Source organism: Pseudomonas citrullilanati (assembly GCF_030580855.1).
GTDB lineage: Bacteria > Pseudomonadota > Gammaproteobacteria > Pseudomonadales > Pseudomonadaceae > Aquipseudomonas > Aquipseudomonas citrulli.
In genome coordinates this window covers 56,932-83,164 of record NZ_JAUQOP010000028.1, presented here as the reverse complement: position 1 = coordinate 83,164, position 26,233 = coordinate 56,932, and the positions used below count along the sequence as shown (strand labels likewise).

Here is a 26,233-nt window from a genome sequence, read left to right as displayed (position 1 = left end):
CAAGGGCAAGTGCGCAAAAGTGGCCTTGGTGGCGTGTATGCGGGTATTGCTGGTCCGGCTCAACGCGATGGTGCGCGACGGCACGCCGTGGCGGGATCAAACCGCTTGAGGCCCCGGAGGGGGCCATCTGAGGCCGCGATAGCACCCAAAAGACGACCGCGGGTCGGGTGGGGGTGAAAGACAGTTGGCTCCCACACTGGATCCCGGTGGCTCACAAACCTACGGCCCACCACAAATCCCCTGTGGGAGCGGGCCTGCCCGCGAAGGCGGCGGCACAAGCGACGTCGAGGTAAGCTGACCCACCGCCATCGCGAGCAAGCCCGCTCCCACACTGGATCTCGGTTGCTCACAACCCTGCTGCCCACCACAAATCCCTTGTGGGAGCGGGCCTGCCCGCGAAGGCGTCGGCCCAGGCGACATCGAGGCAGCTGACCCACCGCTTTCGCGAGCAGGCTCGCTCCCACATGGGATCTCGGTTGCTTACAACCCTGCGGTCCAGCACAAATCCCCTGTGGGAGCGGGCTTGCCCGCGAAGGCGTCGGCCCAGGCGACATCGAGGCAAGCTGACCCACCGCCATCGCGAGCAAGCCCGCTCCCACACTGGATCTCGGTTGCTCACAAACCTGCGGCCCATCGCAAATCCCCGGTGGGAGCGGGCCTGCCCGCGAAGGCGTCGGCACAAGCGACATCGAGGCAAGCTAACCCACCGCTTTCGCGAGCAGGCTCACTCCCACATGGGATCTCGGTTGCTCACAAACCTGCGGTCCAGCACAAGTCCCCTGTGGGAGCGGGCTTGCCCGCGAAGGCGGCGGCCCAGGCGACATCGAGGCAAGCTGACCCACCGCCATCGCGAGCAGGCTCGCTCCCACACTGGATCTCGGTTGCTCACAAACCTGCGGCCCAGCACAAATCCCCTGTGGGAGCGGGCTTGCCCGCGAAGGCGTCCTCTGGGCGGATATAGCGCCCGAACACTCCACCCCTTCGCCTCATTCCAAAGGCCCCAACACCTGCCGATAACGCTCAAGCCCCTGGGGCGTCTCGCGGCTCAGGCTGATTTCGATGCCCGCCGGATTCTCCTGGCGATTGCCGCTGAGCTTGCGCCAGCCTTTTTCCGTGTCCCAATAGCGCAGTCCGGCCGCACTGACGTCATCGAGCACGGCCACTCCGTTACCCGGTGCAGACAATGGATAGCGGTCGCGTGCCGGACCTTGGGCGCGGTAGAGCGTGTTGCCCTTGAGCCACCAGCGTACCCGTTGCAGCGCGCCGTCCCCGGTGGCGGCCACGCGGATCACATCCAGGCGAAAGCCCTGGCCGTCGGTGCTGCGTACGGTGAGGGCCGGTGGCGCAGTGGCAGGGGCGTCGTCGATGCCAGGCTTGAGGGGTTCGCTCAGCTCGGTGCTGGCGCGCAAGGCAACGTCGCGCTCCAGTTGATTGAACACCCGCAACAAGGCCTCGGTCTGCTCGGTACTGGCCTGCAAATGACTGTCGGCCCGGGTGACGCTGTCCAGCCCGCGCCAGGCGATCAGGCTGACCACGGCCATGAGCAGGATCGCCACCATGACTTCAAGCAGGGTGAACCCTGTCTGCCGGCGCTTCATTGGATCTGCACCCGCCCGGCGGCATTGCGTTGCACGCTGAGGCTGTTCTGGCCATCCGACAGGCGGATCTGCAACGGCTCGCCGAGCCACTCGGCATTCAACACGACCCGTTGCCGAGGCTCCACGCGAACGTCCATCGACGCGCTCCGCCAGCGGCGTGGATGCAACTGCGGATCGTCCTTGAAGCGATCCAACGCCGTTCCCTGGTCGCTGCGGCGACTGAAGCTGAAGCCCTTGGCGTCCCAGCGCCAGGTGATCGGTCGCCCGTCCGTGCGCGCTTCGGTCTGGGCCAGTTGCAGCAATTGCACCAGCCGCTCGGCGTCCTGGCGCAACACCTTCGATGGATCCGGCTTGATGCTCAGGCTCACGGCGGCGCTGGCGATGCCGATGATCACCAGTACCACCATCAATTCGATCAGGGTAAAACCACGTTGCGTGTCCCGGGCCATCGCGCGCTCCTTTGCGTGGAGACCATCCTGCACGGGCAAGATGATAAGGGTGTGAAATAAAACGGAGAGATTTGCCGGGTACGCTGGAGGCCGGAATCAACAAGGAGATTCAGGCCATGGCGTTCATCGAACGGGTATCCCCGGCACAGCTGGTACAGGCGTTGGGATTGCTGGCGACGCTGGCGGGGGTGGCGACCTGGTCTTCGCTGTTGCTGACCCCCGCCGAATCGCGCACCCCGGATGTTGCCCCGCAGCGGCTGGCGGAGCGCTCGGATAACCCGGCGTTGCAATGGTTCTCCAACCAGCCGGCACCGGTGGAGATCAAGGTCAGCGGGGTGATGGCCGGCGCCCGCGGCGCCGTGGCGATCCTGAGCCTCAACGACGGCCCGCCGCGCAGTTTCCTGGTGGGTGAGCGGGTGGCCCAAGGGGTGCGGTTGGTGGCGATCGAGGCGCAGGCGGTGGTCATCGAGCGCGGCAATGAGCAGACCCGCCTGGCCCTTTCCCGGTTGCCGGATGCGTTGGTTTTGCCTTTGCTGACCCGCCCCGAACATCAACGCTGAAACCCTGTGGCGAGGGAGATGTGTTCACCTTTTTACTTTTCCCGGCTGACCCACGTCTCCAACCGAGCCAGCGGCGGTGCCTCGCGGCTGCGATCCGACACGCTCAATTCCACCCGCAACAGCCGCCCGTTTTCCGCCGGGCGCAAGGTCTGTTCGCAGCGCAGCAGCAAGCGCCCCTGGTCGCACTCGAAGACCTTCGTGCCCGGTGCCAGTCGTCCGTCCAGTTGCAACTGCGCCAGTTGGCTGCGGGCGGCCAGCAGGGCGATGGATTTGTCGCGCAGCAGGCCGTTGCCCTGGGTCATCACCGCCGCCACGCGGACCGCCGCCGACATGGCCACGGCGATGATCGCCAGGGCCACCAGCACCTCGATCAGGGTGAAGCCGGCTTGCGGAGCGGGGCGTGACATGGGCGGGCTCAAGGGCGAAAGCAGCCCTTGAGGTTAACCCGGGTTCGTGACCGATTGACGACGCAAGCTCCTGAGCAATTTCAATATCACTGACATATTTTCTTGCAACACTGCGCCTCGTATCGAATCCAGCGAAGGACCGTCGAGATGCAGATCGCCCGTTACAACGCCCGTCCCCTAGGCCCACGCGGGCAACGGGGCTTCACCCTGATCGAGATCATGGTCGTGGTGGTCATCCTTGGCATCCTGGCTGCCATGGTGGTGCCCAAGGTGCTCGACCGCCCGGACCAGGCCCGGGCGACGGCGGCGAAGCAGGACATCGGCGGGCTGATGCAGGCCCTGAAGTTGTATCGCCTGGACCACGGCAGCTACCCGAGCATGAACCAGGGCCTCAAGGTGCTGGTGGAGAAGCCCGCCGACGCCAAGAACGGCACCTGGCGTTCGTACCTGGAGCGCCTGCCCAACGACCCCTGGGGCCGTCCCTACAACTACCTCAACCCCGGTGCCAATGGCGAAGTCGATGTCTTTTCCCTGGGCGCCGACGGCCAGCCTGACGGCGACGGCGTGAATGCCGACATTGGCTCCTGGCAGCTCTAGGGACCGTGATGCGAAACCATTCGCCCCGCGCGGCGAAGCAGCGCGGCATGGCGGTCATCAGCGCCTTGCTGATCGCCGCCGTGGTCGCGGTGATCGCCGGTGGCATGCTCACACGCCAAGCCCTGTTCACCCGCAGCCTGGAGGCCGAGCAGTTGCGCATCCAGGGCAGCGCGCGGATGCAAGGCGGCCTGGCGTTGAGTCGCCAGTTGCTGTGGGACGCCCGCCAGCGTGACCCGTTGACGCGCTTCGGCCAGCCCTGGGCGAAACCCATTGTCCTGCCCGGTTTGAGCCAGATCGACACGCCGTTCGAAGGGCAATTGGACGATGAACAAGGCAAGTTCAACCTGCGCAACTTGGTCGCCGATGATCGGGTCGACGAGGAACAACTGGCGGCCTTCGAACGGCTTTGCGCGCAACTGGGAATCGCCGCCAGCGTGCGCGCCCGGATTGTCGAGCGGGTGATCGAGGCCTACCCGCGCACGTTGAATCCGCAGCGAGCGGACACGGCCCCCGTAAGCCGTGCCTTCGACAGTGGTCGCGACACCTCGCCGGACACCGACGCCGAGACGCTGAAGCCAACCCGGCCGATGCTGCGCACCGTACGGGACCTGGGCAGCGTCAAGGGCGTCACGCCGGCCGTGCTCGACACGCTGGCGCCCTACGTGACGATCCTGCCGGCCAATACCTGGCTCAACGGCAACACCGCCAGCGCGCCGGTGCTCGCCGCCGCCGTGCCGGGGTTGTCGCTGCAACGGGCCGAGGCGCTGGTCCGGGAGCGGGACGGCGGCCACTGGTTCATCAATCGCGGGGATTTCGTCAACCGCCTGCGGATGCCGGAACTGGAGACGACCACGGTCAAGGTCGGCATCACCAGCGACTGGTTCCGCCTGCGCGGTCAGGCCCGCAGCGGTCAACGGCGGGTCGAACTGGACGCGTTGTTGCAGCGCAGCCAGGACCGGTTGCCCCGGGTGATCTGGTCGAGGGTCGGGGTATGACCTCTTTGCGCGTGGCGCTGGCGCCGCTGGCCGAACTGGATCTCGACAGCCCACTGGCGTTCGCTTCGCTGGATCGCCAGGGCCAGGTGCGTGATCACGGGCGCAGCAGCCTCAGGGCGTTGGGGCAGGGCGGCAAACAGCGCTCGGTGGAATGCTTTCTCCACCCCCGCGACAGCCTGCTGACCCGCCTCGAACTGCCCGCGTTGCCGGCGGCGAAGATCACCGCGGCGGTGACCTGCGCGGCCCAGGCCTTGATGCTTGGGGCCAGCGAACAGATGCAGGTGGCCCACAGCCCGCGCGGAGCCGACGGCCAGGTCCAGATCGCCTGGCTGGACCGCCAGTCGCTCGCCAGGCTGGAGCAGTTGCTGCACCAGGCTGGCCTGAAGTTGCGCGGCCTTTATCCGGCCGCCTATGCCTTGCCCGCGCTGGCAGGGCCGGTGGCGTGCATCGAGGACGGCCACCTGCTGCTGCGCCAGGGCCTGCAGCAGGCCGAGGTGCAGCCGTTGCAGCCGGAGGCGTTGGCGCAGTGGCTGCTGGCCGTCGGGCCAGGCTTGCACTGGGTCGGCGCATCGCCACCCCAGGCGTCGTTCACGACCCTGGCCGATACCCAGCGCTGGACTGGCAGCGCGCCGGGCTGGGGCTTGCACGCCGGTGTTTCTCGCAGCGTGGCCGGGCGTGGTGGCTGGGGTCGGGCGGCGGCGATGTGTGCGCTGGCGTTGGCGGTCTGGGTACTCGGCCTGAACCTGTATGCGGCACGGGAGGCGGCCCAGGGCCAGCGGCTCAAAGCACAAATGAGCCAACGGGTGAAACAGGCGTTTCCTGAAGTGCCGGTGGTGCTCAACCCGCTGCAACAGGCCCGGCAACAGATCGCCGCACGCCAGGGCGGGACGGCGACGGACCCGGGCCAACGCTTTGCCAGCCTGATGCAACAGGCAGGCAATGCCATGCCGTTCATGGGCGGTAACGCCCAGGCGTTGGTGTTCGAGAACGGCGAGTTGCGCCTGGACGTCGTGGCCGAGGCGCCCAAGGCCGCCGCTGAAGACGATTGGAAAGCGCCCTTGGTCCAGGCCGGTATCGAGGTGGTCGCCGCCGATCAAGGCTGGACGCTGCGCATGGCGCCGGCCGACCAGGCCAGCCCCGATCAAGCGCCGGAAGACGATGATGAATAAACCGTCCCTGGCCGTACTGGGTACCCGTTGGCAAATCGTTCGTGGCCGCTGCCGAACCTTCTGGCAGGGCCTGGCGGTGCGCGAGCGACGTGCCGTGGGCCTTAGCGCGCTGGTGCTGGGCGGTTGCCTGGTCTGGCTGGGGTTGATCGAGCCGCCGCTGAAGACCATCGCCTACTGGCAGGCCGAAACGCCGAAGCTGCGCTCGCAGACCGAAGCCCTCGAAGTGCTGCTGCGCGATGTCGCCGGGCCGACGCCCGGCCAGTCGCTGGAAGCGCTGCTGCGCCAGACCCTGGACGCCAGCGGGCTGGGCGAGCACTACCAGTTGCAGGCGCCCGGGGCCGAGACGGCCAACGCCTGGCAACTCACCTTCACCGACGCGCCGGCCGACGGCGTGATCGGCTGGCTGTTGAGCAATCCCGGGGCGTTGTCCCTGGAGGTGTCCGAGGCTCGCTTGCAGCGCACGGCCACGGTCGATCCCGCCCACCTTGAAAATACCGCCGGCACGTTGTCCGGAACCGTTCGCATGCATCAGGCGCAAGGCGCTAAGGAAGCTTCATGAAGGGGGCCCGTTACCCACGTCATTGGCGCAAGGCCGCGCCGCTGTTGTTGCTGGCATTGAGCGCGTGCAACAGCACGCCGCCCGCGTCGCAGCCACCGTTGCTGGTGGACAGTGAGCTGGGCGTTCCGTTGGGCAGCACGCAGCGCAGCGGCGACGCCTTGCTCGACCGCCAGCGCGCCCAGGCGGCGCGTGAGCAGAAGCCGCCGGTGCGCCACCAGGTCGACCTGACCTCCCGCGCCCGCGAGCCCCGCAACCCGCCACCGGCGCGCAACCCGCTGGGGGATCAACCGGTGACGTTGAATTTCGTCGAGGCGGACATCCAGGCGGTGGTGCGCGCGCTATCCCGTTCCACCGGCCAGCAGTTCCTGGTGGACCCCCGGGTCAAGGGCAACCTGACGCTGGTCTCCGAGGGCCAGGTGCCGGCGAGCCAGGCCTACGCCATGCTGTTGGCGGCGCTGCGCATGCAAGGCTTCAGCGTGGTGGATGTCGGCGGCGTGGCCCAGGTGGTGCCCGAAGCCGACGCCAAGCTGCTGGGCGGGCCGATCTACAGCGCCGACAAACCGGCCGGCAACGGCATGTTGACCCGTACCTTTCGCCTGCAATACGAAAACGCGGTCAACCTGATCCCCGTGCTGCGCCCGATCGTTTCCCCGAACAACCCCATCAATGCCTACCCCGGTAACAACACCATCGTCGTCACCGATTACGCCGAGAACCTGTCGCGGGTGGCGCAACTCATCGAAGGCATCGACACCCCCAGCGCCATCGACACCGACGTGGTCCCGGTCCAGAACGGCATCGCCGTGGACATCGCGCAAATGGTCTCCGACCTGCTGGAAACCCAGGGGGGCGACCAGACCCAGAAAATCAACGTGATCGGCGACCCGCGCTCCAACTCCATCATCATCCGGGCTGGCAGCCCCGAGCGCACCGAGCTGGCGCGCAACCTGATCTACAAACTCGACAACGCCCAGAACAACCCGAGCAACCTGCACGTGGTGTACCTGCGCAACGCCCAGGCCGGCAAACTCGCCCAGGCCTTGCGCGGCTTGCTCACCGGTGAAAGCGAAGGCGAGGGCAACGACAATGCCCGTTCGGTGCTCAGCGGCATGGGGGCCAGCACCAACGGCCAGGGCGGGCAGGGCAGCACCGACGGCAGCAGCGCTACCACCGGTGGCAGTGTTTCCAGCAATGGCAGCGGCAATGGCTATGGCCAGGGCAGTGGCGGACAAGCCACGACCTCGACGAAAAACGAGCAGAACACCGCCTTCAGCGCGGGCGGCGTGACCATCCAGGCGGATGCCACCACCAATACCTTGCTGATCTCCGCGCCCGACCCGCTGTACCGCAACCTGCGGGAAGTCATCGACCTGCTCGACCAGCGACGCGCCCAGGTGGTGATCGAAAGCCTGATCGTCGAAGTCAGCGAAGATGACGCCAGTGAGTTCGGTGTGCAATGGCAGACCGGCAACCTCGGCGGCAGCGGCGTGATCGGCGGTGTCAACCTCGGCGGCACCGGGCTCAACCTGAACGGCAAGACCAGCATCGATGTGCTGCCCCGGGGCCTGAACCTCGGGTTGGTCAACGGCACCGTGGACATTCCCGGCATCGGCAAGATCCTCGACCTCAAGGTCCTGGCCCGGGCCCTGAAGAGCAAGGGCGGCACCAACGTGTTGTCGACGCCGAACCTGCTGACCCTGGACAACGAAGCCGCGAGCATCTTCGTCGGCCAGACCATTCCTTTCGTCAGCGGCAGCTACGTCACCGGCGGTGGCGGCACCAGCAACAACCCGTTCCAGACCGTGACCCGTGAAGAAGTGGGCCTGAAGCTCAACGTCCGGCCGCAGATCTCCGAGGGCGGTACGGTGAAGCTGGATATCTACCAGGAGGTCAGCAGCGTCGACAACCGTGCTTCGAGCACCACCGGGATTGTTACCAACAAGCGTGCCATCGACACCAGCATCCTGCTGGACGACGGCCAGATCATGGTTTTGGGCGGGTTGCTGCAGGACGGCTACAGCCAGAGCAACGACGCCGTGCCTTGGCTGTCGACCCTGCCGGGTATCGGCGCGCTGTTTCGCAACGAAAGCCGGCAGACCACCAAGACCAACCTGATGGTGTTCCTGCGGCCCTATATCATCCGCGACACGGCGGCGGGGCGCGGCATCACCCTCAACCGCTACGATTTCATGCGCCGCGCCCAGGGCCTGTTGCAACCGGAGCGCAGCTGGGCCATGCCCGACGTCCAGGCCCCGCAACTGCCGGCGACGGCCCGGGCGATCCCGGGCAGCCCGCCCGCTGCGTCGCAGACACCCAGGGCGGTGATCAAGGCGGTGCCGGTCGAAGGAGGCACTCGCTGATGAACACCAACCCTGGAAACACTGCATTTGTGGCGAGGGGATTCAGCGAATCGTCGCACCGCCCCGCTGGGCCGTGTAGCGGCCCCAAAAAGCCCAACACGATCTACCTGGGATCTACGTGTGATTGTGGAGGGGCCGCTACACGGCCAAGCGGGGATGAATCCCCTCGCCACAGGTGCTGTGTATGACTGTCATTACTCTTCCATACGCCTGGGCCAAGGCCCAGCGCCTGGTGTTGCGCCAGGACGACGAAGGGCCGGTGCTGATGGTCTGCCCGTCCACGCCGGGCTGGTCCATCAGTGAAGTGCGCCGGCAGTTCGGCGACGTTCGCCTGGAGCGGGTGCGCGATGAGGAACTCGACGGCCTGCTCAACACCGCCTACGCCGACACCGGCAGTGCCGCCGCCGTGGTGGGCGCGGCCGAGAACGAGGTGGACCTCGACCGGCTGATGCAGGACATCCCGGAGATCACCGACCTGCTGGACACCCAGGACGGCGCGCCGGTGATCCGCATGATCAACGCCTTGCTGACCCAGGCGGCGCGGGACGAGGCCAGCGACATCCACATCGAGCCCTTCGAGAGTCATTCGGTGGTGCGCTATCGGGTCGACGGCACCCTGCGCGACGTGGTCTCGCCGCGCAAGGCGCTGCATGGCGCGCTGGTGTCGCGGATCAAGATCATGGCCCAGTTGGACATTGCCGAAAAACGCTTGCCCCAGGACGGGCGCATCGCCTTGCGCGTGGCGGGACGCCCCATCGACATCCGGGTTTCCACGGTGCCCACTGGCCATGGCGAACGGGTGGTGATGCGGCTCCTGGACAAACAGGCCGGGCGCCTGCAACTGGAAACCCTGGGCATGGACCCGGGCGTGCTGGGCAAGCTCGATCACTTGATCCGCCAGCCCCACGGCATCGTGCTGGTCACCGGTCCTACCGGCAGCGGCAAGACCACCAGCCTCTACGCGGCCCTGGCGCGGCTCGACGCCAGCGTCCACAACATCCTCACCGTCGAGGACCCGGTGGAATACGACCTGCCGGGCATCAGCCAGATCCAGGTCAACGCCAAGATCGACATGACCTTTGCACTGGCGCTGCGGGCGATCCTGCGCCAGGACCCGGACATCATCATGATCGGCGAAATCCGCGACCTGGAAACCGCGCAAATCGCCGTGCAGGCGTCCCTCACCGGGCACCTGGTGCTGGCGACCCTGCACACCAACGACGCGGTATCGGCCATCAACCGCCTGATCGACATGGGCGTCGAGCCGTTCCTGCTGGCCTCGTCGATGCTCGGCGTGCTGGCCCAGCGCCTGGTGCGCCGGCTCTGCCCGCACTGCAAGCAACCGGATCCGGCCACGCCGGGCACCTGGCGCCCGGTGGGCTGCCCGGTCTGCAACCAGACCGGCTACAGCGGCCGTACCGGCATCCACGAGTTGTTCTGCATCGACGACGACATCCGCACGCTCATCCACCAGGGCGCGGGCGAACAGGCCCTGCGCGCCGCCGCCCGCAAGGCCGGTATGTTCAGCATGCGCGAGGACGGTGAGCGGTGGGTCCGCAGCGGCGCCACGGCGCCTGAAGAAATCCTGCGCGTGACACGGGACGCCTGATGAATCGCTACCGTTTCGAGGCGGCCGACGCCCAGGGCAAGATCGAATCCGGGCACCTGGAAGCCGACAGCCAGAGCGCCGCGTTCAGCCTGTTGCGCAGCCGCGGGTTGACGGCGTTGCAGGTCGAGGCCGAACGCAGTGCGACCCAGGCCACCGGCGGCGGCCTGTTCAGCGCCAAGCTGTCGGACAACGACCTGGCCTGGGCCACCCGGCAACTGGCGAGCCTGCTGGGGGCCAGCCTGCCGTTGGAGGCGGCGTTGAGCGCCACCGTGGAGCAGGCCGAGAAGAAGCACATCGCCCAGACCTTGAGCGCGGTGCGCGCCGATGTGCGCAGCGGCATGCGCCTGGCCGAAGCCCTGGCGGCACGGCCCCGGGATTTTCCGGAGATCTACCGGGCCTTGATCGCCGCTGGCGAAGAGTCGGGCGACCTGGCCCAGGTCATGGAGCGCCTGGCGGACTACATCGAGGAACGCAACAACCTGCGGGGCAAGATCCTCACGGCCTTCATCTATCCGGGGGTGGTGGGGCTGGTGTCGATCGCCATCGTGATTTTCCTGCTCAGCTACGTGGTGCCCCAGGTGGTCAGCGCCTTCTCCCAGGCCCGCCAGGACCTGCCGGGGTTGACCCTGGCGATGCTCACCGCCAGCGACTTCATCCGCGCCTGGGGCTGGCTATGCTTCTGCCTGCTGGCCGGTGGTTTCTGGAGTTGGCGACTGTACTTGCGCAACCCGGCGGCGCGGCTCGGCTGGCATTCGCGGGTACTGCGGTTGCCCCTGGTCGGACGTTTCGTGCTCGGCCTCAACACCGCTCGATTCGCCTCCACCCTGGCGATCCTCGGCGGGGCGGGGGTGCCGTTGCTGCGAGCCCTGGAGGCGGCGCGCCAGACCCTGTCCAACGACCGCCTGAGCCTCAGTGTCAGCGACGCCACCGCCAAGGTCCGCGAGGGCGTCAACCTGGCGGCGGCCCTGCGGGTGGAAAAAGTCTTCCCGCCGATACTGATCCACCTCATCGCCAGCGGCGAGAAAACCGGCTGCCTGCCACCGATGCTCGAACGCGCCGCGCAAACCCTGTCCCGGGACATCGAGCGCCGGGCCATGGGCATGACCGCGTTGCTGGAGCCGCTGATGATCGTGGTCATGGGCGGCGTGGTGCTGGTGATCGTCATGGCAGTGTTGCTGCCGATCATCGAGATCAACCAGTTGGTCCAGTAACCACACGCTGTGGCGAGGGGATCTATCCCCGCCGGGCTGCGCAGCAGCCCCAAGACAACCGACTCAATTTATCTGACGCACCGAGGCGACAGTTGGGGGCCGCTGCGCAGCCCAGCGGGGATAAATCCCCTCGCCACAAAAGCGGCGACCGATCGAATTATTTTCGGCGCCGCAGCCACCTCCCGAGCCCCGTCCGGACCAAACTCGGGTTCCTCGTTCTGTCATGTTCGCCCGCCAGGCGACCACCCGCCGCGACCTCCATCGCCGCCTCCCGCAAGCGGGCGGTAGAACCTGCTCGAAACCCCGATCCAGAGCCCTCGAACACCCGAGGAAAATACCTTGGAAAGCGCCTTCAGCTCCCGAGGTTTTTTCCTTTATCTGTCACCGGAACCTGCGAATTTCTACGCCATGGCCTCACCCCAACGCCTGCGGCACCGGACCGAGCGCCATGACGGCAAGCATGCGTCACCCAACCTACGTACGAACACGATGAAAGGAGATTCTTCATGTTTAAGCGCAACGTTCTCGCGGTATCCCTGACCCTCGCCGGCCTCTGCGCCGCTCAGGCCGCCATGGCAGATGTCAACGGTGGTGGCGCGACCTTGCCTCAGCCGCTGTACCAGACTTCCGGTGTACTGACCGCCGGTTTCGCCCCCTACATCGGCGTCGGCAGCGGCAACGGCAAACTGGCGTTCCTGAACAACGACTACACCAAGTTCGTGGCTGGCAACACCAGCAAGAACGTGCACTGGGCTGGCAGCGACTCCAAGCTTTCGGCCACTGAACTGAGCGGCTACGTCAGCGCCCATGGTGCTGCCTGGGGCCCATTGATCCAGGTGCCTTCGGTGGCCACTTCGGTCGCCATTCCGTTCAACAAGACCGGCACCGCCAACGTCGACCTGAGCGTCAACCAACTGTGCGGCGTGTTCTCCGGTCGCCTGACCGACTGGAGCCAGATCACCGGTTCGGGCCGTACCGGCGCGATCACCGTGGTCTATCGCGCTGAAAGCAGCGGCACCACCGAGCTGTTCACCCGCTTCCTGAACGCCAAGTGCGCTGAAACCGGCACCTTCGCCATCACCACCAACTTCGCTTCCAGCTACAGCGGTGGCCTGCCAGCCGGTGCTGTCTCGGCCACGGGTAGCCAGGCTGTGATGACCGCTGTGAACGCCGCCCAGGGCCGCATCACCTACATGAGCCCTGACTACGCCGCCACCACCCTGGCCGGCCTGGACGATGCCACCAAGGTCGCCCGCGTGGCCGGTGTTTCCCCAGCTCCAGCCAACGTATCGGCCGCCATCGCTGCCGTGCCTGTCCCAGCAGCCGCGAATCGCGCCAACCCTAATGCCTGGGTACCGGTGTTCGCTGCCGCCACCAACCCGAACGACCCAAGCGTCGTGGCTTACCCAACCACCGGCTATCCGATCCTGGGTTTCACCAACCTGATCTTCAGCCAGTGCTACGCCGATGCTGCCCAGACCACCCAGGTGCGTGATTTCTTCACTCGCCATTACAACGCCACTGCCGCTAGCAGCAACGATGCTGCCATCACCGCCAACCGCTTCGTACCGCTGCCAGGCGCTTGGAAATCGGCCGTTCGCGGCAGTTTCCTGACCGCCACCAGCGCTCAAAGCATCGGTAATGCCAACGTCTGCAACGGCATTGGTCGTCCGCTGTAACCAGTCGCCTGAGCACACGCAACACCCGATCAGCAACGGTGCGAGCCGTTGCTGATTTTTTGCGTGAAGCCCGGACCCACACAACCACATGAAATTTTCATGACATCCGTTCGGTCCCGAGCGGCTGTAACCGCCTATCCCCTATAACCAACGCTGGCAGCTTGATGGCACCTGCGTTGCGACCCTTTAGAGCGAACCCGAAAGGATGAGTAGGATGCTGCGCTGCAAACCCCAGACGAATCTGAACGCCCCCCATTGCGGCAGCGAATGGTCGATGTGGCGGCTCAAACCGCTGGCCCAGGCCATTGCCTTGCTGATGGTGGCGGGCAACGCGCACGCGGCGACGGCATTCAGTTCGGCCTGGTTCGCGGCGAAGGGCGCGGCCCAGACGGGGGGCGCGGCACGGCCGACCACAGCGCAGCCAGGCATGCCGCCACCCTTGGCGCAACAGCAACGGGCCAATGCCCAGTTGCAGCGTTCCCTGACCAACCTGAACAACACCGTGGCCGCCATCGCGGCCCAGCAAGCGGCCCAGGCCGCAGGACGGCAAGCGGCGTTCGGGCAGGTGCAGGTCGTGCCCGACGGCTTGGGCGAGGGCGGCCTCCAGGTCGACAACAGCCTGACCCAGGGCTGGCTCAACGCCAAGGGACCGCAACAGACCCAGGCCGGCGGCAAGACCACGGTGAAGATCGAGCAGACCGCCGACAAGGCGATTCTCAACTGGGAGACCTTCAACGTCGGGCGCAACACCACCGTGGATTTCCAGCAGCAAGCGGACTGGGCCGTGCTCAACCGGGTCAATGACCCCCAGGCCCGCCCCAGCCAGATCCAGGGCCAGATCAAGGGCAACGGCACGGTGATGCTGGTCAACCGCAACGGCATTGTTTTCAGCGGCAGCAGCCAGGTCAACGTGCGCAACCTGGCGGCGGTGGCGGCCAATATCTCCGACGAGCAATTCAGCAAGCGCGGGCTGTACGTGGATGCCACTGGCACCCAGCCGACCTTCACCGATGCGGCGGGCAAGGTCGAGGTGCAGCAGGGCGCGTTGATCGAAACCCACCGCGCCGCCACCTCCACGGCCGGTGGCGGGTATGCCTTGCTGCTGGGTAGCGAAGTGGAGAACGCCGGCTCCATCATCACCGCCAAGGGCCAGGCCACCCTGGCAGCCGGCGACAGTTTCTACATTCGCCGGGGCCAGGGCACCAGCGGCAACCTGCGGTCCACTACCCGTGGCAACGAGGTCGCGACAGCCCTCAAGCCCGACAGCAACGCCGGCACGGTGATCAACAGCGGCCTGATCCAGGCCAGTACCGGCGACATCACCCTGACCGGGCACACTGTGCAGCAGAACGGCGTGGCGGTGGCGAGCAGTTCGGTGGACACCCGCGGCACCGTGCATTTGCTCAACTCCGTCAGCGACAGTACCGGCAGTGTGGCCCTGGGGCAGGGCAGCGCCACGGCGGTGCTGCTCGATGCCGCCGGCGGCAGCGCCCTGGACAGCCAGCGCAATGCCGGGCCCGCCGGCCTGGATGGCACGCCGAACAACCTGATCACCGGCCGGTTCAACAACCTCAGCAGCGTGGTGGATCGCACGGACCAATCCCGGGTCGAGATTGTCAGCGGCGGCAGCGTCGACTTCCAGAACGGCTCCATCACCCTGGCCACCGGTGGCCAGGTTGCCGTCAGCGCCGCCGGTCGCAGCCTGGTGCGCGATGGTGCGGTGATCGATGTGTCCGGTGCCATCGGCGTGAAGGTGGCGATGGAGTCCAACACCATCAAGGTCAACGTGCAGGGCAACGAGCAACGCGACGCACCGGTCAACCGCGAGGGCGGCAAGCTGACCAGCAACGACGTCTGGGTGGACGTGCGCGATTTGGTCCTTGTCCCGGCGGGCACCAATGGCTATGCCACCGACCGCTGGTACACCGCGGGTGGGTTGCTGGAGGTCGGCGGCTACCTGGGCACCCAGGGGCACGGCGTCGGTGAATGGGCGGCCCAGGGCGGTACGCTGACGTTCACCGGCAACGACGTGGTGACCCAGCAGGCGGCCCAGTTGAACCTGTCCGGCGGCACCCTGGATGTACAGGGCGGCACCTTGCGCCAGTCCTGGCTCAAGGGCGCCGATGGCCGCCTGTATGAAGTGTCCAGGGCTCCGGGCGACATCCTCTACACCGGCCTCTACAAGGGCTACGAAGACCACAGCCAACGCTGGGGCCAGACCGATTACTACTACAACCCGCTGATCGCCCCGCGCGAGCGCTTCGAGGCCGGCTACACCGTTGGCCGTGACGCCGGCAAGCTGGTGGTGTCGACCCGCAACGCGGTGCTGGAAGGCCAGGTCGTCGGCGAGGTGTACCAGGGCGAACGCCAGACCCAGGCGCCGAATCTCAACCTCGACGGCTACCAGCAATCGCAAAACGCCGTGGCCCGGCGGGCGCAATTGTGGGTGGGCAGCTACACGCCGATCTACGACAAGGCCAGCGGCGTGATCAACAGCGGCCTGAACCCGACCTTCGAGCAGGTGACGATCGGCCCAGTGACGGACAAGATTGCCGCAGGCCTGGACCTGGCGTCGGCGGTCGGCAGCGACCGGCAAGGCAAGCTGGTGCTGGATAATGCGCTGCTCAATGGCTTCCAGCTCGGCGCGGTCAAGGTGGCGGCGGCGCAAGGCATCGACGTCGATGGCACGCTCAAGGTGGCCGATGGCGGCGATATCACGCTTTACGCACCGCAGGTCGAAGTGAACGCCGACCTGACGGCTCGCGGTGGACGCATGGCCTTGGGCAACGTGCTCAGACAGGTTCGAACGGATAATTTCCAGATGGGCGACGTCGTGCTGTCGCCCGCCACCGGCCAACGTGCCGTGGTCACATTGGGCGAGGGCGTGACGTTGAACGCCGCTGGCCGCTGGAGCAACCTGCTGCTCGACGGCGCCGACCGCCAGGGCCTGCCGTTCATCAACGGCGGAGCGGTGTCCGTGCGCAGCAGCGACGATATCGCCGTGGGCCGGGGCAGCCTGGTCGACGTCAGTTCCGGTGCCGCCGTCATGGCCGATGGAAAGACCCGCGGCGGCAAGGGCGGTGACTTGACCCTGACGGCGGCTACCGGTACGTCGTCCGACAGCGGCGATTTGCGCCTGGGTGGTGAACTGCGCGGCACCGGGGTGAGCGGTGGCGGAACGTTGAAACTCGCGGCCAATAAAGTGCGGGTCGGCGGCAGTGGCTCGCCAGTTGAACCGGGCACCCTGCAACTGGGTGGCGACTTCTTCGACAAGGGCTTCTCGGCCTATGACATCACCGGCAATCAAGGCCTGACGGTGGCAGAAGGGACCCGGGTCGATGTAACGATGCCGGTGTACCGTTTCGGTGAACAGGCTCTGGCTACCGGCAGCCATGCCGAACCGGCTGACGCCTTGCAGCGCTGGACGCCGGAGCTGTACCAGGAAGATGCGATCAAAGGTGTCCTGACCCAGCGTCGCGGTGCGAGCCTGATGCTCAGCGCGGGCACCTCCAATTCCAGTGCCGCCGACATGGCCAGTACGGTATTGAACCTGGGCAAGGGCAGTGTGATCAGCGTCGACCCGGGGCAGGGCATCGATGTGCGCAGCATCGGCCAACTGACCGCCAACGGCACTCTCAACGCCTGGGGCGGGCGGGTCAGCCTGACCGGGTTGAATGTCAATGCTCCGATCAGCGAGCCAGTCAATGCCCAGGGCCATGGCCGCTCCATCTGGCTGGGCGAGCAGGCGTTGATCGACGTCTCCAGTCGGGCGGTGACCGCCCGTGACATGCGCGGCCAGACCTATGGCCTGGTGCGCGATGGCGGCCAGATTGTCATCGGTGGCCAGATCGACGCGGCGAAAGGCTCGGCTTCAGCGTCCGAGTTGTTCGTGGTCATGCGTGAGGGCGCACGCTTGCACGCCGATGGCAGCCAGGCGGTGTTGGATATCCCCGGCCAGGGCCGCACGTCAGTGGCGAGCGATGGCGGCAGTATTGCCCTGGCGTCGGCCAACGGCTTGTACCTGGATGGCCGTTTCAGTGCTCGTTCGGGGGGCACGGGGGCGGCAGGAGGCAGTTTGTCGGTGGCCCTGGAAACGCCGTACTACCGTAACGATGCGCTCAGTGAGCGGGTCTTGCAGGTCCGGGAGCTGACCCTGGGGCAAAACGCCCAGGCGACCCCACTGGGCGATACGGCCGAGACGTCGGCGGATGCGCTGGTGTACGGCCACGGTCGGGTGGCGGTTGACCAGGTCCAGGCGGGCGGCTTCGATAGCCTTGCCTTGTTGAGCAATGGCCTGTTGAGCGTCGACGGCGACGTGTCGTTGTCTCTGGACCAGAACCTGAGCCTGTATGCCCGCAGCTTCGGACCCGGTGTAAACGCTCCAGGCACTACCCGAGTCCAACTCGAAGCCGCTCACGTGCTGCTGGCGGGACCGGCAGCCGCTCGACCCAACTCCGAGGGATATACCCGGCCAGTGGTTACCGGCGGTGGCGTATCGTCGTCGGCCAACACGGCGGTGTTTTCCGTGAACGCCGATCTGCTGGATGTGCAGGGCAACGTGATGTTCAGCAGTAAAGGCTCACTGAGGCAAGCCGATGGCAGTAGCGTCGAGTGGGAGCGTGCCGGGTTCGACCGGGTCCAGCTAAGCAGCCGCGGTGATTTGCGATTCCTGGCGGGGTTCTCCAGCGACGAGTTGCCCACGGGCTTTACCACCCAATTGATGACCCCTTCGGACATGATCCTGCAAGCGGCGCAATTGTACCCGGCGACCGGGGTGGGAGCCCGGGTGTTGGCAGGATACGGCTTGAGTGGCGGCAACCCGGTCTACGACCCGGCACGCAGCCTGGTCATCGGGCGCACCTCCCAGGTCACACCGCAGGTGCCTTACTCGGCATTCGGTCGCTTGCAACTGGGCAGCGCGAAGATCGAGCAAGGCGGTGTGGTTCGGGCCCCGCTCGGGTTGATTGAAATCGGAACCAACGGCGGCCCGGGGGAAGCGACCAGTGCCCGTGTCGTTCTGTTACCGAACAGCCTCACCTCGGTCAGCGGCCAGGGCCTGGTGTTGCCTTATGGCGGTACCGTCGATGGACAGAAGTATGAATATGCGGGCAAGAAGGTGGTGTTTCTGGGGCAAGGAGCCATGGCCTTTGCAAACGATGACCTGAATATCGGTGTGATCCTGGGCGGAAAGTCTGTCGCGGCCCAGGAAGGCTCGGTACTCGATCTTTCCGGCGGCGGTGATCTGCTCGGCGCCGGTTTCATCTCCGGCCGTGGCGGCTCCACCGATGCACGCTTCAACCCGCTGGTGCAAATCGGTGCCAACGGCGGCTTTACCTTGCCGGGCCTGTCCAGCAACCCGGTCTATGCGATTGTGCCGGGCAACCAGAGTGCCTACGCGCCAGTGGCGCCCGAGGGCGGCGCAGTAGACCCGCGGGTCGGCCAGCAAATCACCATCGGCGCCGGTGTGCCGGGGCTGGCCGCCGGTACCTACACCTTGATGCCGTCCACTTATGCCTTGCTGCCGGGGGCGTTCCGGGTCGAGGTCAACGGTTTGGCGGGCCAGAATTTCACGACGGGCGCGCTGCAGATGCGCAACGGTTCGTGGACCACCGCCGGCGTGCTGTCGGTGGCCAATACCGGGCAGCGCGACAGTCTGGCCAGTCAAATCATCCTGACTTCAGGCGATGTGCTGCGTCGCTATTCGCAGTACAACGAAACCAGCTACGCCCAGTTCGCGGTCGCCGACGCCGCACGCCTGGGCGTACCTCGGGCCCTGTTGCCGGTGGACGCCAAGACCTTGAAGTTGGATCTGTCCCCTGGAGCGCAAGGCCAGGCGTTCTCCTTCAACGGCATCGGCAAGTTCGCGCCTCAGAAAGGTGGCTATGGCGGTACCGTCACTGTGGTGGGCGGCAATGGCGCGCTGGAGGTGGTTGCCAATGGGCGCGGGGCCACGGCCGGCTTCGCCGGCGTGACCGTCGATGCCGGAAGCCTCAACGCGTTGAATGCCTCGCGTCAGGTGATTGGCGGCCAGTTCTACACGCTGTATGGCCAGAGCGGCAATTACATCACGCCGAAGTCGGAAGCTTCGTCCAGAGTGATCCTGCGTGAAGGCGCGACATTGGCGGCGCCGGAAGTTTTCCTGCTGGCCAAGGACCAGTTGTCGATGGAGCAGGGCGCGGCCATCAACACCGTGGGTCGTGGCGCGGCGGCCTATGACGCCCGCGATGGTTTTACCTACAGCCTCACCAAAGACTCTAACCTGTTGGCCGTCTCTAACGGTTTGCTCAACGTGCTGGCACCCTCATCGGGCAGCAGCGGCAGCATCGACATCGGTGGTTGCAGCCTGACGCCCTGCAGCGGCGTCACCCGGATTCATTCCGAGGGCAGCCTCGTCGCCGCTACCGGGGGCCGCCTGGAACTGGACGATCAGGTGCGCTACGGCACCCGTCACCTGACCCTGGCCCTGAGCAATATCAACGTCGGCACCGCTCCCGCCCTGGCCGATGCCGCGGCGCGTAACGTGTTGCCAGCCGGCCTGACCCTGAGCCAGGCGGTACTCGATCGCCTGCTGCGTGGAGACACCGAATACGGCGCCCCGGCCCTGGAAACCCTGGAACTGTCGGCCCGCGAGGCGCTGAATTTCTACGGCACCATCAGCCTCGACACCTATGACTCGACGACGGGCAAGTCGCGGTTGGCCAACCTGATGCTCAGCACGCCGGCCATTCATGGCGCCGGCAGTGCCAGCGACGTGGCGACCATTCGCACCGCCAACCTGATCTGGAACGGGGCCATCGATGCGCCGGGCTCGGTGATCGCCGGCGGGGCCGGCACCGGGGCCGGTCGCCTGGACATCCAGGCCCAGCGCATCGAATTCGGCTACGGTGACTTTGCCCAGCCGAGCTCGGTCACCACCCTGGACCGTCTCGCACTGGGATTTGCCACCGTCAACCTCAGCGCCAGCGAACGCCTGACGGCCAATCACAAAGGCAGCCTGGCGGTGTATCAGAGCCAGGGGGCCTATGAAGCGAAAACGGGCTACGCCTACAGCGGCGGCAACCTGAATATCCTGACCCCGCTGCTGACCGGTGAAGCCGGTTCGGTCAACCGCATCACGGCGGGTGGGGCGGTCAACGTGGCGGGCACGAGCGCCAAGCCGGGCAGCGTCTCCGGGCTCGGGGGCGAGTTGTCCATCAAGGGGGCGAGCCTCAACCTGGCCAGTGCCGTGGTGTTGCCCAGCGGCAAACTCACGCTCAGCGCGACGGACGACCTGACCCTGGCCGATGAGGCGTTGATCGACGTGGCGGGCCGCTCCGTCACCTTCAACGATGTGACACGCTACAGCGCCGGTGGCGAGGTGATCCTGCGAAGCCAGAACGGCAACATCCGCCAGGCCGATGGTTCAAGCATCGACCTTTCGGCCCGTAACAACCAGGCTGGCCGGCTCAGTGCCGTGGCCCTGGGCGAGGCCGCCGGGATCGTTGATTTGCAGGGGCGGATGCTCGGCAGCAGCACCGGCGAATATGACGCCGGGGGCACCGCGATGCCGTACCTGGCCGGCGACGTGGAAATCCAGGCCCGGCGCCTGGGCGGCAACGGCAGCCTCAGCGAGCAGTTCGCCGCATTGAACCAACGACTGAACGACGGGCAGGTGTTCGGTTCCCGTGGCTTCCAGCTCAAACAGGGCGACCTGGTCATCGGCAACGAACTCAAGGCGTCGTCCATCAGCGTGTCCTTGGACAACGGCAGCCTGCTGGTCAACGGCAAGGTGGACGCCAGCGGCGAGCGGGTCGGCAGCATCCGGCTCGCGGCCGGGGGTTCCCTGACCCTGGGCAGCAACGCGGTGCTCGATGCCCACGGCAACCGTCTGCGGGTGGACAGCTACGGCAAGATCATCGACTCGCCGAACCGGGCGATCGTCGACCTGACTTCCCGGACCGGCGTACTGACCCTGGCCGAGGGCGCGCGCATCGACCTGCGCCATGGCACCGCAACCCCTGCCGCGCAGCACGACGGTCGTGCCCGGGGCACGCTGGAACTCAATGCCCACCGTGCCGGACCGGATGCCACTGTCGGCGATATCGCCATCGACGCCAGCGGCCAGTTGGATATCCAGGGGGCACGCTCTATCGCCGTCAATGGTATGTGGCAATACAACGACGCCGTCTATGGCAGCGATCCGGCGGCCAGCGGCCGGCCTTATCAGGTGATCGACCAGGCCTACCTGGATGGCAAGCACCAGGACAGCCTCGCGTTCATCAACGCGGCGTTGAACAACAGCGACCTGCTGCAACGCAAGCTCGCGGGCCTTGACAACGCACGTTATGCCGATGTTTTCCACCTGCGCCCTGGCGTCGAGATCGTCAGCGCGACGGCCGACGGTGACCTGGTGGTGCAGGGCGACCTGGACCTGTCCGGTTATCGCTACGCCAGTGTGAATCCCCACACCCGGCAAACCGCCGTATACGGTTCCGGTGAAGCCGGTGCGTTGACCCTGCGTGCGGGGGGCGACCTGAGCATCTACGGCAGCATCAACGATGGTTTCGCACCGCCGCCGGCTACCCAGGATGACAAGGGTTGGGTGCTGCTGCCCGGGATCGATTTCACCGGTGGCGACATCGTCGTACCCGGTGCCGGGGTGACCCTGGCCGACGGCACGGCGTTCCCGGCGGGAACCACCCTCAACTACGATTTGCCGATCAAAGGCGTGACCCTGGCGGCGGGCACTCGACTGCCGGTGGCCGCTGTCCTCGAGCAACCGTTGGAGCTGCCGGCCGGCACGGTATTGGCGGCTGCGGTACACGATGCGTCCGGCAATTTGCTGTTTGCCGCCGGCACTTTGTTGAGCCAGGCCCAGACCCTGGAAGCCGGCTCGCAGTTGGGGGCCGGCACGGTGTTGAGCGGCGCCGCCGCACTGCTCGGTTTCACCTGGCCGAAAGGCGTTGCACTGCCCAATGTGGCGAATGCGGGCAACGTGCAGAGCAATATCCTCAAGCTGGACGGCAGCCTCGCGCTGAACCGTGGTTCGTTGATTCCGTCCGGGACCGATGTGAAGTTGCCCACTGGCGTCGAGTCGATCCAATTGCGTCCGGAAGTGGCCGGCAGCCAGGGGCGGCTGTGGGCGATTGCGCCGATGCTCGCCGAGGGCTCGCAATCCTGGTCGCTGCGCCTGGTAGCGGGGGCCGATACGCAGGCGGCGGACAGCCGGATCGTCCAGCCCGTGAAGACAGTGGGTGATCTGCAACTGGCGGACAGCCATTACGGCATGTTTGGCAAAGCCGGGGCGGGGGGGATGGTATGGACCGAGGAAGGGGCTGAGAATTTCCTGGGTGACCCGAGCTTCGCGGGGCAACTGATCGATTTCGAGAACGTCGCCTATCCAGGCATGTGTGAAGACTTCCCAACCTTCTGTAAGCCCAGCAGCGGTTTTGTCTGGACCGAGGAAGGGGCTGAGAATTTCCTGGGTGACCCGAGCTTCGCGGGCCAGCCGATCGACTTCGAGAACGTCGCTTATCCGGGGATGTGTGACGACACCCCCGAGTTTTGCAAAGCGGTCGGTCAAGCGCAGTACAAACCCGGCAGCCAGCGCTGGAGCGTCATTCGCACCGGCGCGGCAGACCTGGAGCTGCTGTCGGCAGGTGATCTCAGGATGGACTCGCTGTACGGCGTCTACACCGCCGGTAGCTCGGCGAGCTCGACGTCGGCAGGCGACCCGTATAACCAGCCCAAGGCACTGGGTGGGGCGGGCAAGGTGCTCAACGATGCCCTGGGTGAAAACGAGCAATTCGTGAATGGCGGTGCCAACAGCCTCTACCGGGCGTGGTATCCGGATTTCGGTGGCAACCTGACACTCAGGGTCGGTGACAGCCTGACGGGCAATAGCCTGGATGCCACGACTTCAGGTACCGGGCGACCCAATGGCAGCGACATGGGTTATGACACCGCGAATGTCGGCAACTGGTTATGGCGTCAGGGTAACGGTTCCATCGTCGCCGGCGCCCAGGCCCAGCCCACTGCCTGGTGGATCAACTTCGGCAGTTATACCGCCGCACAGGATGGCAAGGCCGACCTGATGGTCGGCTTCACGGGGTTCGCCACCTTGGGTGGCGGTGACCTGAATGTCCAGGTAGCGGGTGACGCCGGGGTGCTCGACGCCATGGCCGGCAGTGGTTTCGGACCGGGTATCAACGGTCGCAGCCATGGATTGGTGTTGGCAGTAGGCAGCACCGGACGCGTGGGGGCCGATGGCAGCCTGCAATTGACCGGTGGCGGTGACCTGAATCTGCGTGTGGGGGGAGCCTTGAATCCCGCCAGCCCGATCATGACCGGACACCTCAACGGCGTGGTGACCAACCTGCGTGGGCACGCCCAGATCGACAGCGGTGCCATTGGCCGGATTGACCTGCGCTATGGCAACCAGGCCACCGACCAATCGCCTGGGGAGACGCGAGCCTACGACCCTGTCCGGTCCACCCGTGGCTTGGCGTCGGGGGGGCTGACCTTGATGCCGGGGGATGCGACCTTCAATCTTTCGACCCTGGGCGATCTCATCGTGCAGGACGTCGCCGACCCGGGTCGGGCGCCAATGATGAGCGTCTCGCCCTTCACGAGCGGATCAAGCAATGGCTCGGGGATCAGCTGGTTTACGTTGTGGACGGCCAATACGGCCATCGATCTGTGGTCATCCGGAGGCCACCTGACGCCGTTGACGGCCAGCTTGGAAACGGACCTGGCGGTGGTCTATCCATCGATCCTGCGCGCCGTGGCGGCCAGTGGCAGTCTTTACTATGGCGAATCCAGGATCTTGGGCAACGGGGGCTACGACGGCAGCTTCCGCTCGGCCTTGCTGCTGGCACCCGGGGTCAACAGCGAGCTGCAATTCATGGCGGGTGATTCCATTTATGGCGGCGACCTGACGGTCAGCCGCTCCGGTGCGTCGTCAGCGGCCATGGCCACGCCTTTACGGCCGGCCTTCATGGGACTGGTCAATGGCAGCGTGGTGGCCAGCAACCTCCCGGCCGACGGCAACCGCGTGACCTCCACTCACCTGCCGCTGTTGGCTTTCGACAGCAGCAGCGCCTCCGGCGAGTGGGCCGCCAATACCGATCCTGCCCGGTTCTATGCGTTGCGAGGCGATTTGCTGGCCATCAACACAGGCCGGGCCATGACCTATACCACCCCTACCGACAGCCGCTTCGGCCAAACCTCCTACGAAGGCGCCGGCCCGGTCCGGATGATGGCGGGGCGGGACATTGTCAGCAGCGGCATCCCACTGAGCGGCGGCCGAGGCGGGAACGATAACAACGGCGGCGCCTACACGGTCGCCGGCAACCTGTTCATCCACGACAACCCCACCGACATCTCCATCGTCTCGGCCGGCCGCGACATTCTCTTCAGCCACTTCAATGTCGCCGGTCCCGGCCTGTTGGAAATCACCGCCGGGCGCAACATCCAGATGGACGACAAGGTCGGCATCACCAGCCTCGGCGCCGTGGTACCCGGGGATTCGCGCCCCGGTGCGAGCCTGGTGCTGCAGGCCGGCGCCGGTCTCGACGGGGCGGACTATGCGCGCTTCGTCAAGGCGTACCTCGACCCGGCCAACCAGGCCCTGGCCGGTACACCGCTGGCGAGCCAGGCGGGCAAGGTCGCCAAGACCTATGAGACCGAGCTGGTGGCCTGGCTGGAGAAACGCTTCGGCTTCAGTGGCGACACCGAACAGGCCCGTGCCTACTTCGCGGCGCTGCCGGCCGAGCAGCAGCGGGTGTTTGCCCGCGACGTGTACTTTGCCGAGCTCAAGGCCGGTGGCCGCGAGTACAACGAGGTCGGCGGCGTGCGCCAGGGCAGCTACCTGCGTGGGCGGGAGGCCATCGACTGGTTGTTCCCGAGCAAGGATGTGGCGGGCAACCCGATCAGCTACAAGGGCGACATCACGCTGTTTGGCGGCGCGGGTGTGCACACCGATTTCGGCGGCAGCATCCAGATGCTCACCCCGGGGGGTGGGCAGACGTTCGGCATCGAGGGCAATGCGCCGCCGTCCACCGCCGGGGTCATCACCCAGGGCGAGGGCGATATCCAGCTGTATGCGCAGAACAGCATCCTGCTGGGGCAGAGCCGGATCATGACCACCTTCGGCGGCTCGATCCTCGGCTGGTCGGCCCAGGGCGACATCAACGCCGGTCGCGGTTCGAAGACCACCGTGGTGTACACGCCGCCCAAGCGCCTGTACGACACTTGGGGCAACGTGACCCTGTCGCCATCGGTGCCAAGCACCGGCGCGGGTATCGCTACACTCAACCCGATCGCCGAAGTGGCGCCGGGGGACATCGACCTGATCGCGCCGCTGGGCACCATCGACGCGGGCGAGGCGGGGATCCGGGTGTCGGGCAACGTCAACATCGCGGCATTGACCGTGGTGAACGCCGCCAACATCCAGACCCAGGGCAAATCCAACGGCGTACCGCTGGCGGCCTCGGTGAACACCGGGGCCATCACCTCCGCCAGCTCGGCGGCGACCTCGGCCACCCAGGCGGCCGAAGATGTGACCCGCCAGCAACAGAACGCCGCCCGGCAGAACCAGGCCTCGGTGTTCACCGTGCAGGTGGTGAGTTTCGGCTCCGAGCAACTGGCCCCGTCCCGCGACGGCGCCAGCCGCGAGGCGCCCCGCGCCTACGACCCGGCCAGCCCGGTGCAAGTGCTCGGCGCCGGCCCCCTGGACGAACAGACCCGGCAGCGCTTGACCGAAGAGGAGCGGGGGCGGTTGAGTTTGTAACCGGGGCCCGCCCGTGCCGGCCCTTCGCGAGCAGGCTCGCTCCCACAATGATCGAGGCTGTCGGATGATGTTCGCCCGCCCCGAATCCCGGTGGGAGCGGGCTTGCCCGCGAAGGCCTAGGCACAGGCAACATTGATGCAAGCTGACCCACCGCCATCGCGAGCAAGCTCGCTCCCACACTGGATCTCGGTTGCTTACAAACCTGCGGTCCAGCACAAATCCACGGTGGGAGCGGGCCTGCCCGCGAAGGCGTCGGCACAGGCAACATCGA

13 protein-coding genes and 1 pseudogene are annotated in these 26,233 nt (G+C 66.3%); 11 read left to right on the top strand and 3 right to left on the bottom strand.

All coding sequences use genetic code 11. From position 1 onward, the window contains the following. A pseudogene (locus tag Q6A48_RS18195) lies at positions 1-109 on the top strand (IS110 family transposase); the annotation flags it as partial. An 877-nt stretch (positions 110-986) separates the two neighbouring features. Here the strand turns inward: Q6A48_RS18195 and Q6A48_RS18190 are convergent. Next, positions 987-1,598: a type II secretion system protein GspJ gene (locus Q6A48_RS18190; protein WP_304555586.1), complete on the bottom strand. Its 612-nt coding sequence runs from the start codon at positions 1,596-1,598 to the stop codon at positions 987-989. Continuing rightward, positions 1,595-2,047: a type II secretion system minor pseudopilin GspH gene (gspH, locus tag Q6A48_RS18185; protein WP_304555585.1), complete on the bottom strand. Its 453-nt coding sequence runs from the start codon at positions 2,045-2,047 to the stop codon at positions 1,595-1,597. The genes Q6A48_RS18190 and gspH overlap by 4 nt, the downstream gene beginning before the upstream one ends. Positions 2,048-2,163: 116 nt before the next feature. Here gspH and Q6A48_RS18180 point away from each other — a divergent pair, with 116 nt between their 5' ends. Next, complete coding sequence (locus Q6A48_RS18180; RefSeq protein WP_304555584.1) at positions 2,164-2,607, top strand: type II secretion system protein N; 444 nt, start codon at positions 2,164-2,166, stop codon at positions 2,605-2,607. A gap of 32 nt (positions 2,608-2,639) precedes the next feature. On the opposite strand, the gene gspI is transcribed toward Q6A48_RS18180, so the two are convergent. Further along, on the bottom strand, positions 2,640-3,014 hold the full coding sequence (gene gspI / locus Q6A48_RS18175) for a type II secretion system minor pseudopilin GspI (protein WP_304555583.1): 375 nt from the start codon (positions 3,012-3,014) through the stop codon (positions 2,640-2,642). 147 nt (positions 3,015-3,161) lie between these two features. On the opposite strand from gspI, the gene gspG reads away from it, so the two are divergent. The 9 genes from gspG (at position 3,162) to Q6A48_RS18130 (ending at position 25,962) form a co-directional block, all read left to right on the top strand. Continuing rightward, on the top strand, positions 3,162-3,611 hold the full coding sequence (gene gspG, locus Q6A48_RS18170) for a type II secretion system major pseudopilin GspG (RefSeq protein ID WP_304555582.1): 450 nt from the start codon (positions 3,162-3,164) through the stop codon (positions 3,609-3,611). A gap of 8 nt (positions 3,612-3,619) precedes the next feature. Next, the gene (gene gspK, locus Q6A48_RS18165) at positions 3,620-4,606 is read left to right on the top strand and encodes a type II secretion system minor pseudopilin GspK (RefSeq protein ID WP_304555581.1); all 987 of its coding nucleotides are present in this window, start codon (positions 3,620-3,622) and stop codon (positions 4,604-4,606) included. Continuing rightward, a complete protein-coding gene (gspL, locus tag Q6A48_RS18160) occupies positions 4,603-5,775 on the top strand; it encodes a type II secretion system protein GspL (protein ID WP_304555579.1) in 1,173 nt (390 codons plus the stop codon). Before gspK ends, gspL begins: the two co-directional genes overlap by 4 nt. Next, complete coding sequence (locus tag Q6A48_RS18155; RefSeq protein ID WP_304555578.1) at positions 5,768-6,334, top strand: type II secretion system protein M; 567 nt, start codon at positions 5,768-5,770, stop codon at positions 6,332-6,334. The genes gspL and Q6A48_RS18155 overlap by 8 nt, the downstream gene beginning before the upstream one ends. Then, entirely contained in the window at positions 6,331-8,694 is a 2,364-nt protein-coding gene (gene gspD / locus Q6A48_RS18150) for a type II secretion system secretin GspD (RefSeq protein WP_304555577.1), read from the top strand. Before Q6A48_RS18155 ends, gspD begins: the two co-directional genes overlap by 4 nt. Positions 8,695-8,878: 184 nt before the next feature. Next, positions 8,879-10,303, top strand: coding sequence for a type II secretion system ATPase GspE (gene gspE, locus Q6A48_RS18145; protein ID WP_304555576.1), 1,425 nt, complete (start codon positions 8,879-8,881; stop codon positions 10,301-10,303). Next, positions 10,303-11,514, top strand: coding sequence for a type II secretion system inner membrane protein GspF (gene gspF / locus Q6A48_RS18140; RefSeq protein WP_304555574.1), 1,212 nt, complete (start codon positions 10,303-10,305; stop codon positions 11,512-11,514). The genes gspE and gspF overlap by 1 nt, the downstream gene beginning before the upstream one ends. A gap of 506 nt (positions 11,515-12,020) precedes the next feature. Next, the gene (locus tag Q6A48_RS18135) at positions 12,021-13,193 is read left to right on the top strand and encodes a substrate-binding domain-containing protein (protein WP_304555573.1); all 1,173 of its coding nucleotides are present in this window, start codon (positions 12,021-12,023) and stop codon (positions 13,191-13,193) included. A gap of 214 nt (positions 13,194-13,407) precedes the next feature. Further along, positions 13,408-25,962, top strand: coding sequence for a filamentous hemagglutinin family protein (locus Q6A48_RS18130; RefSeq protein ID WP_304555571.1), 12,555 nt, complete (start codon positions 13,408-13,410; stop codon positions 25,960-25,962). The last annotated feature ends 271 nt before the right edge of the window (positions 25,963-26,233 follow it).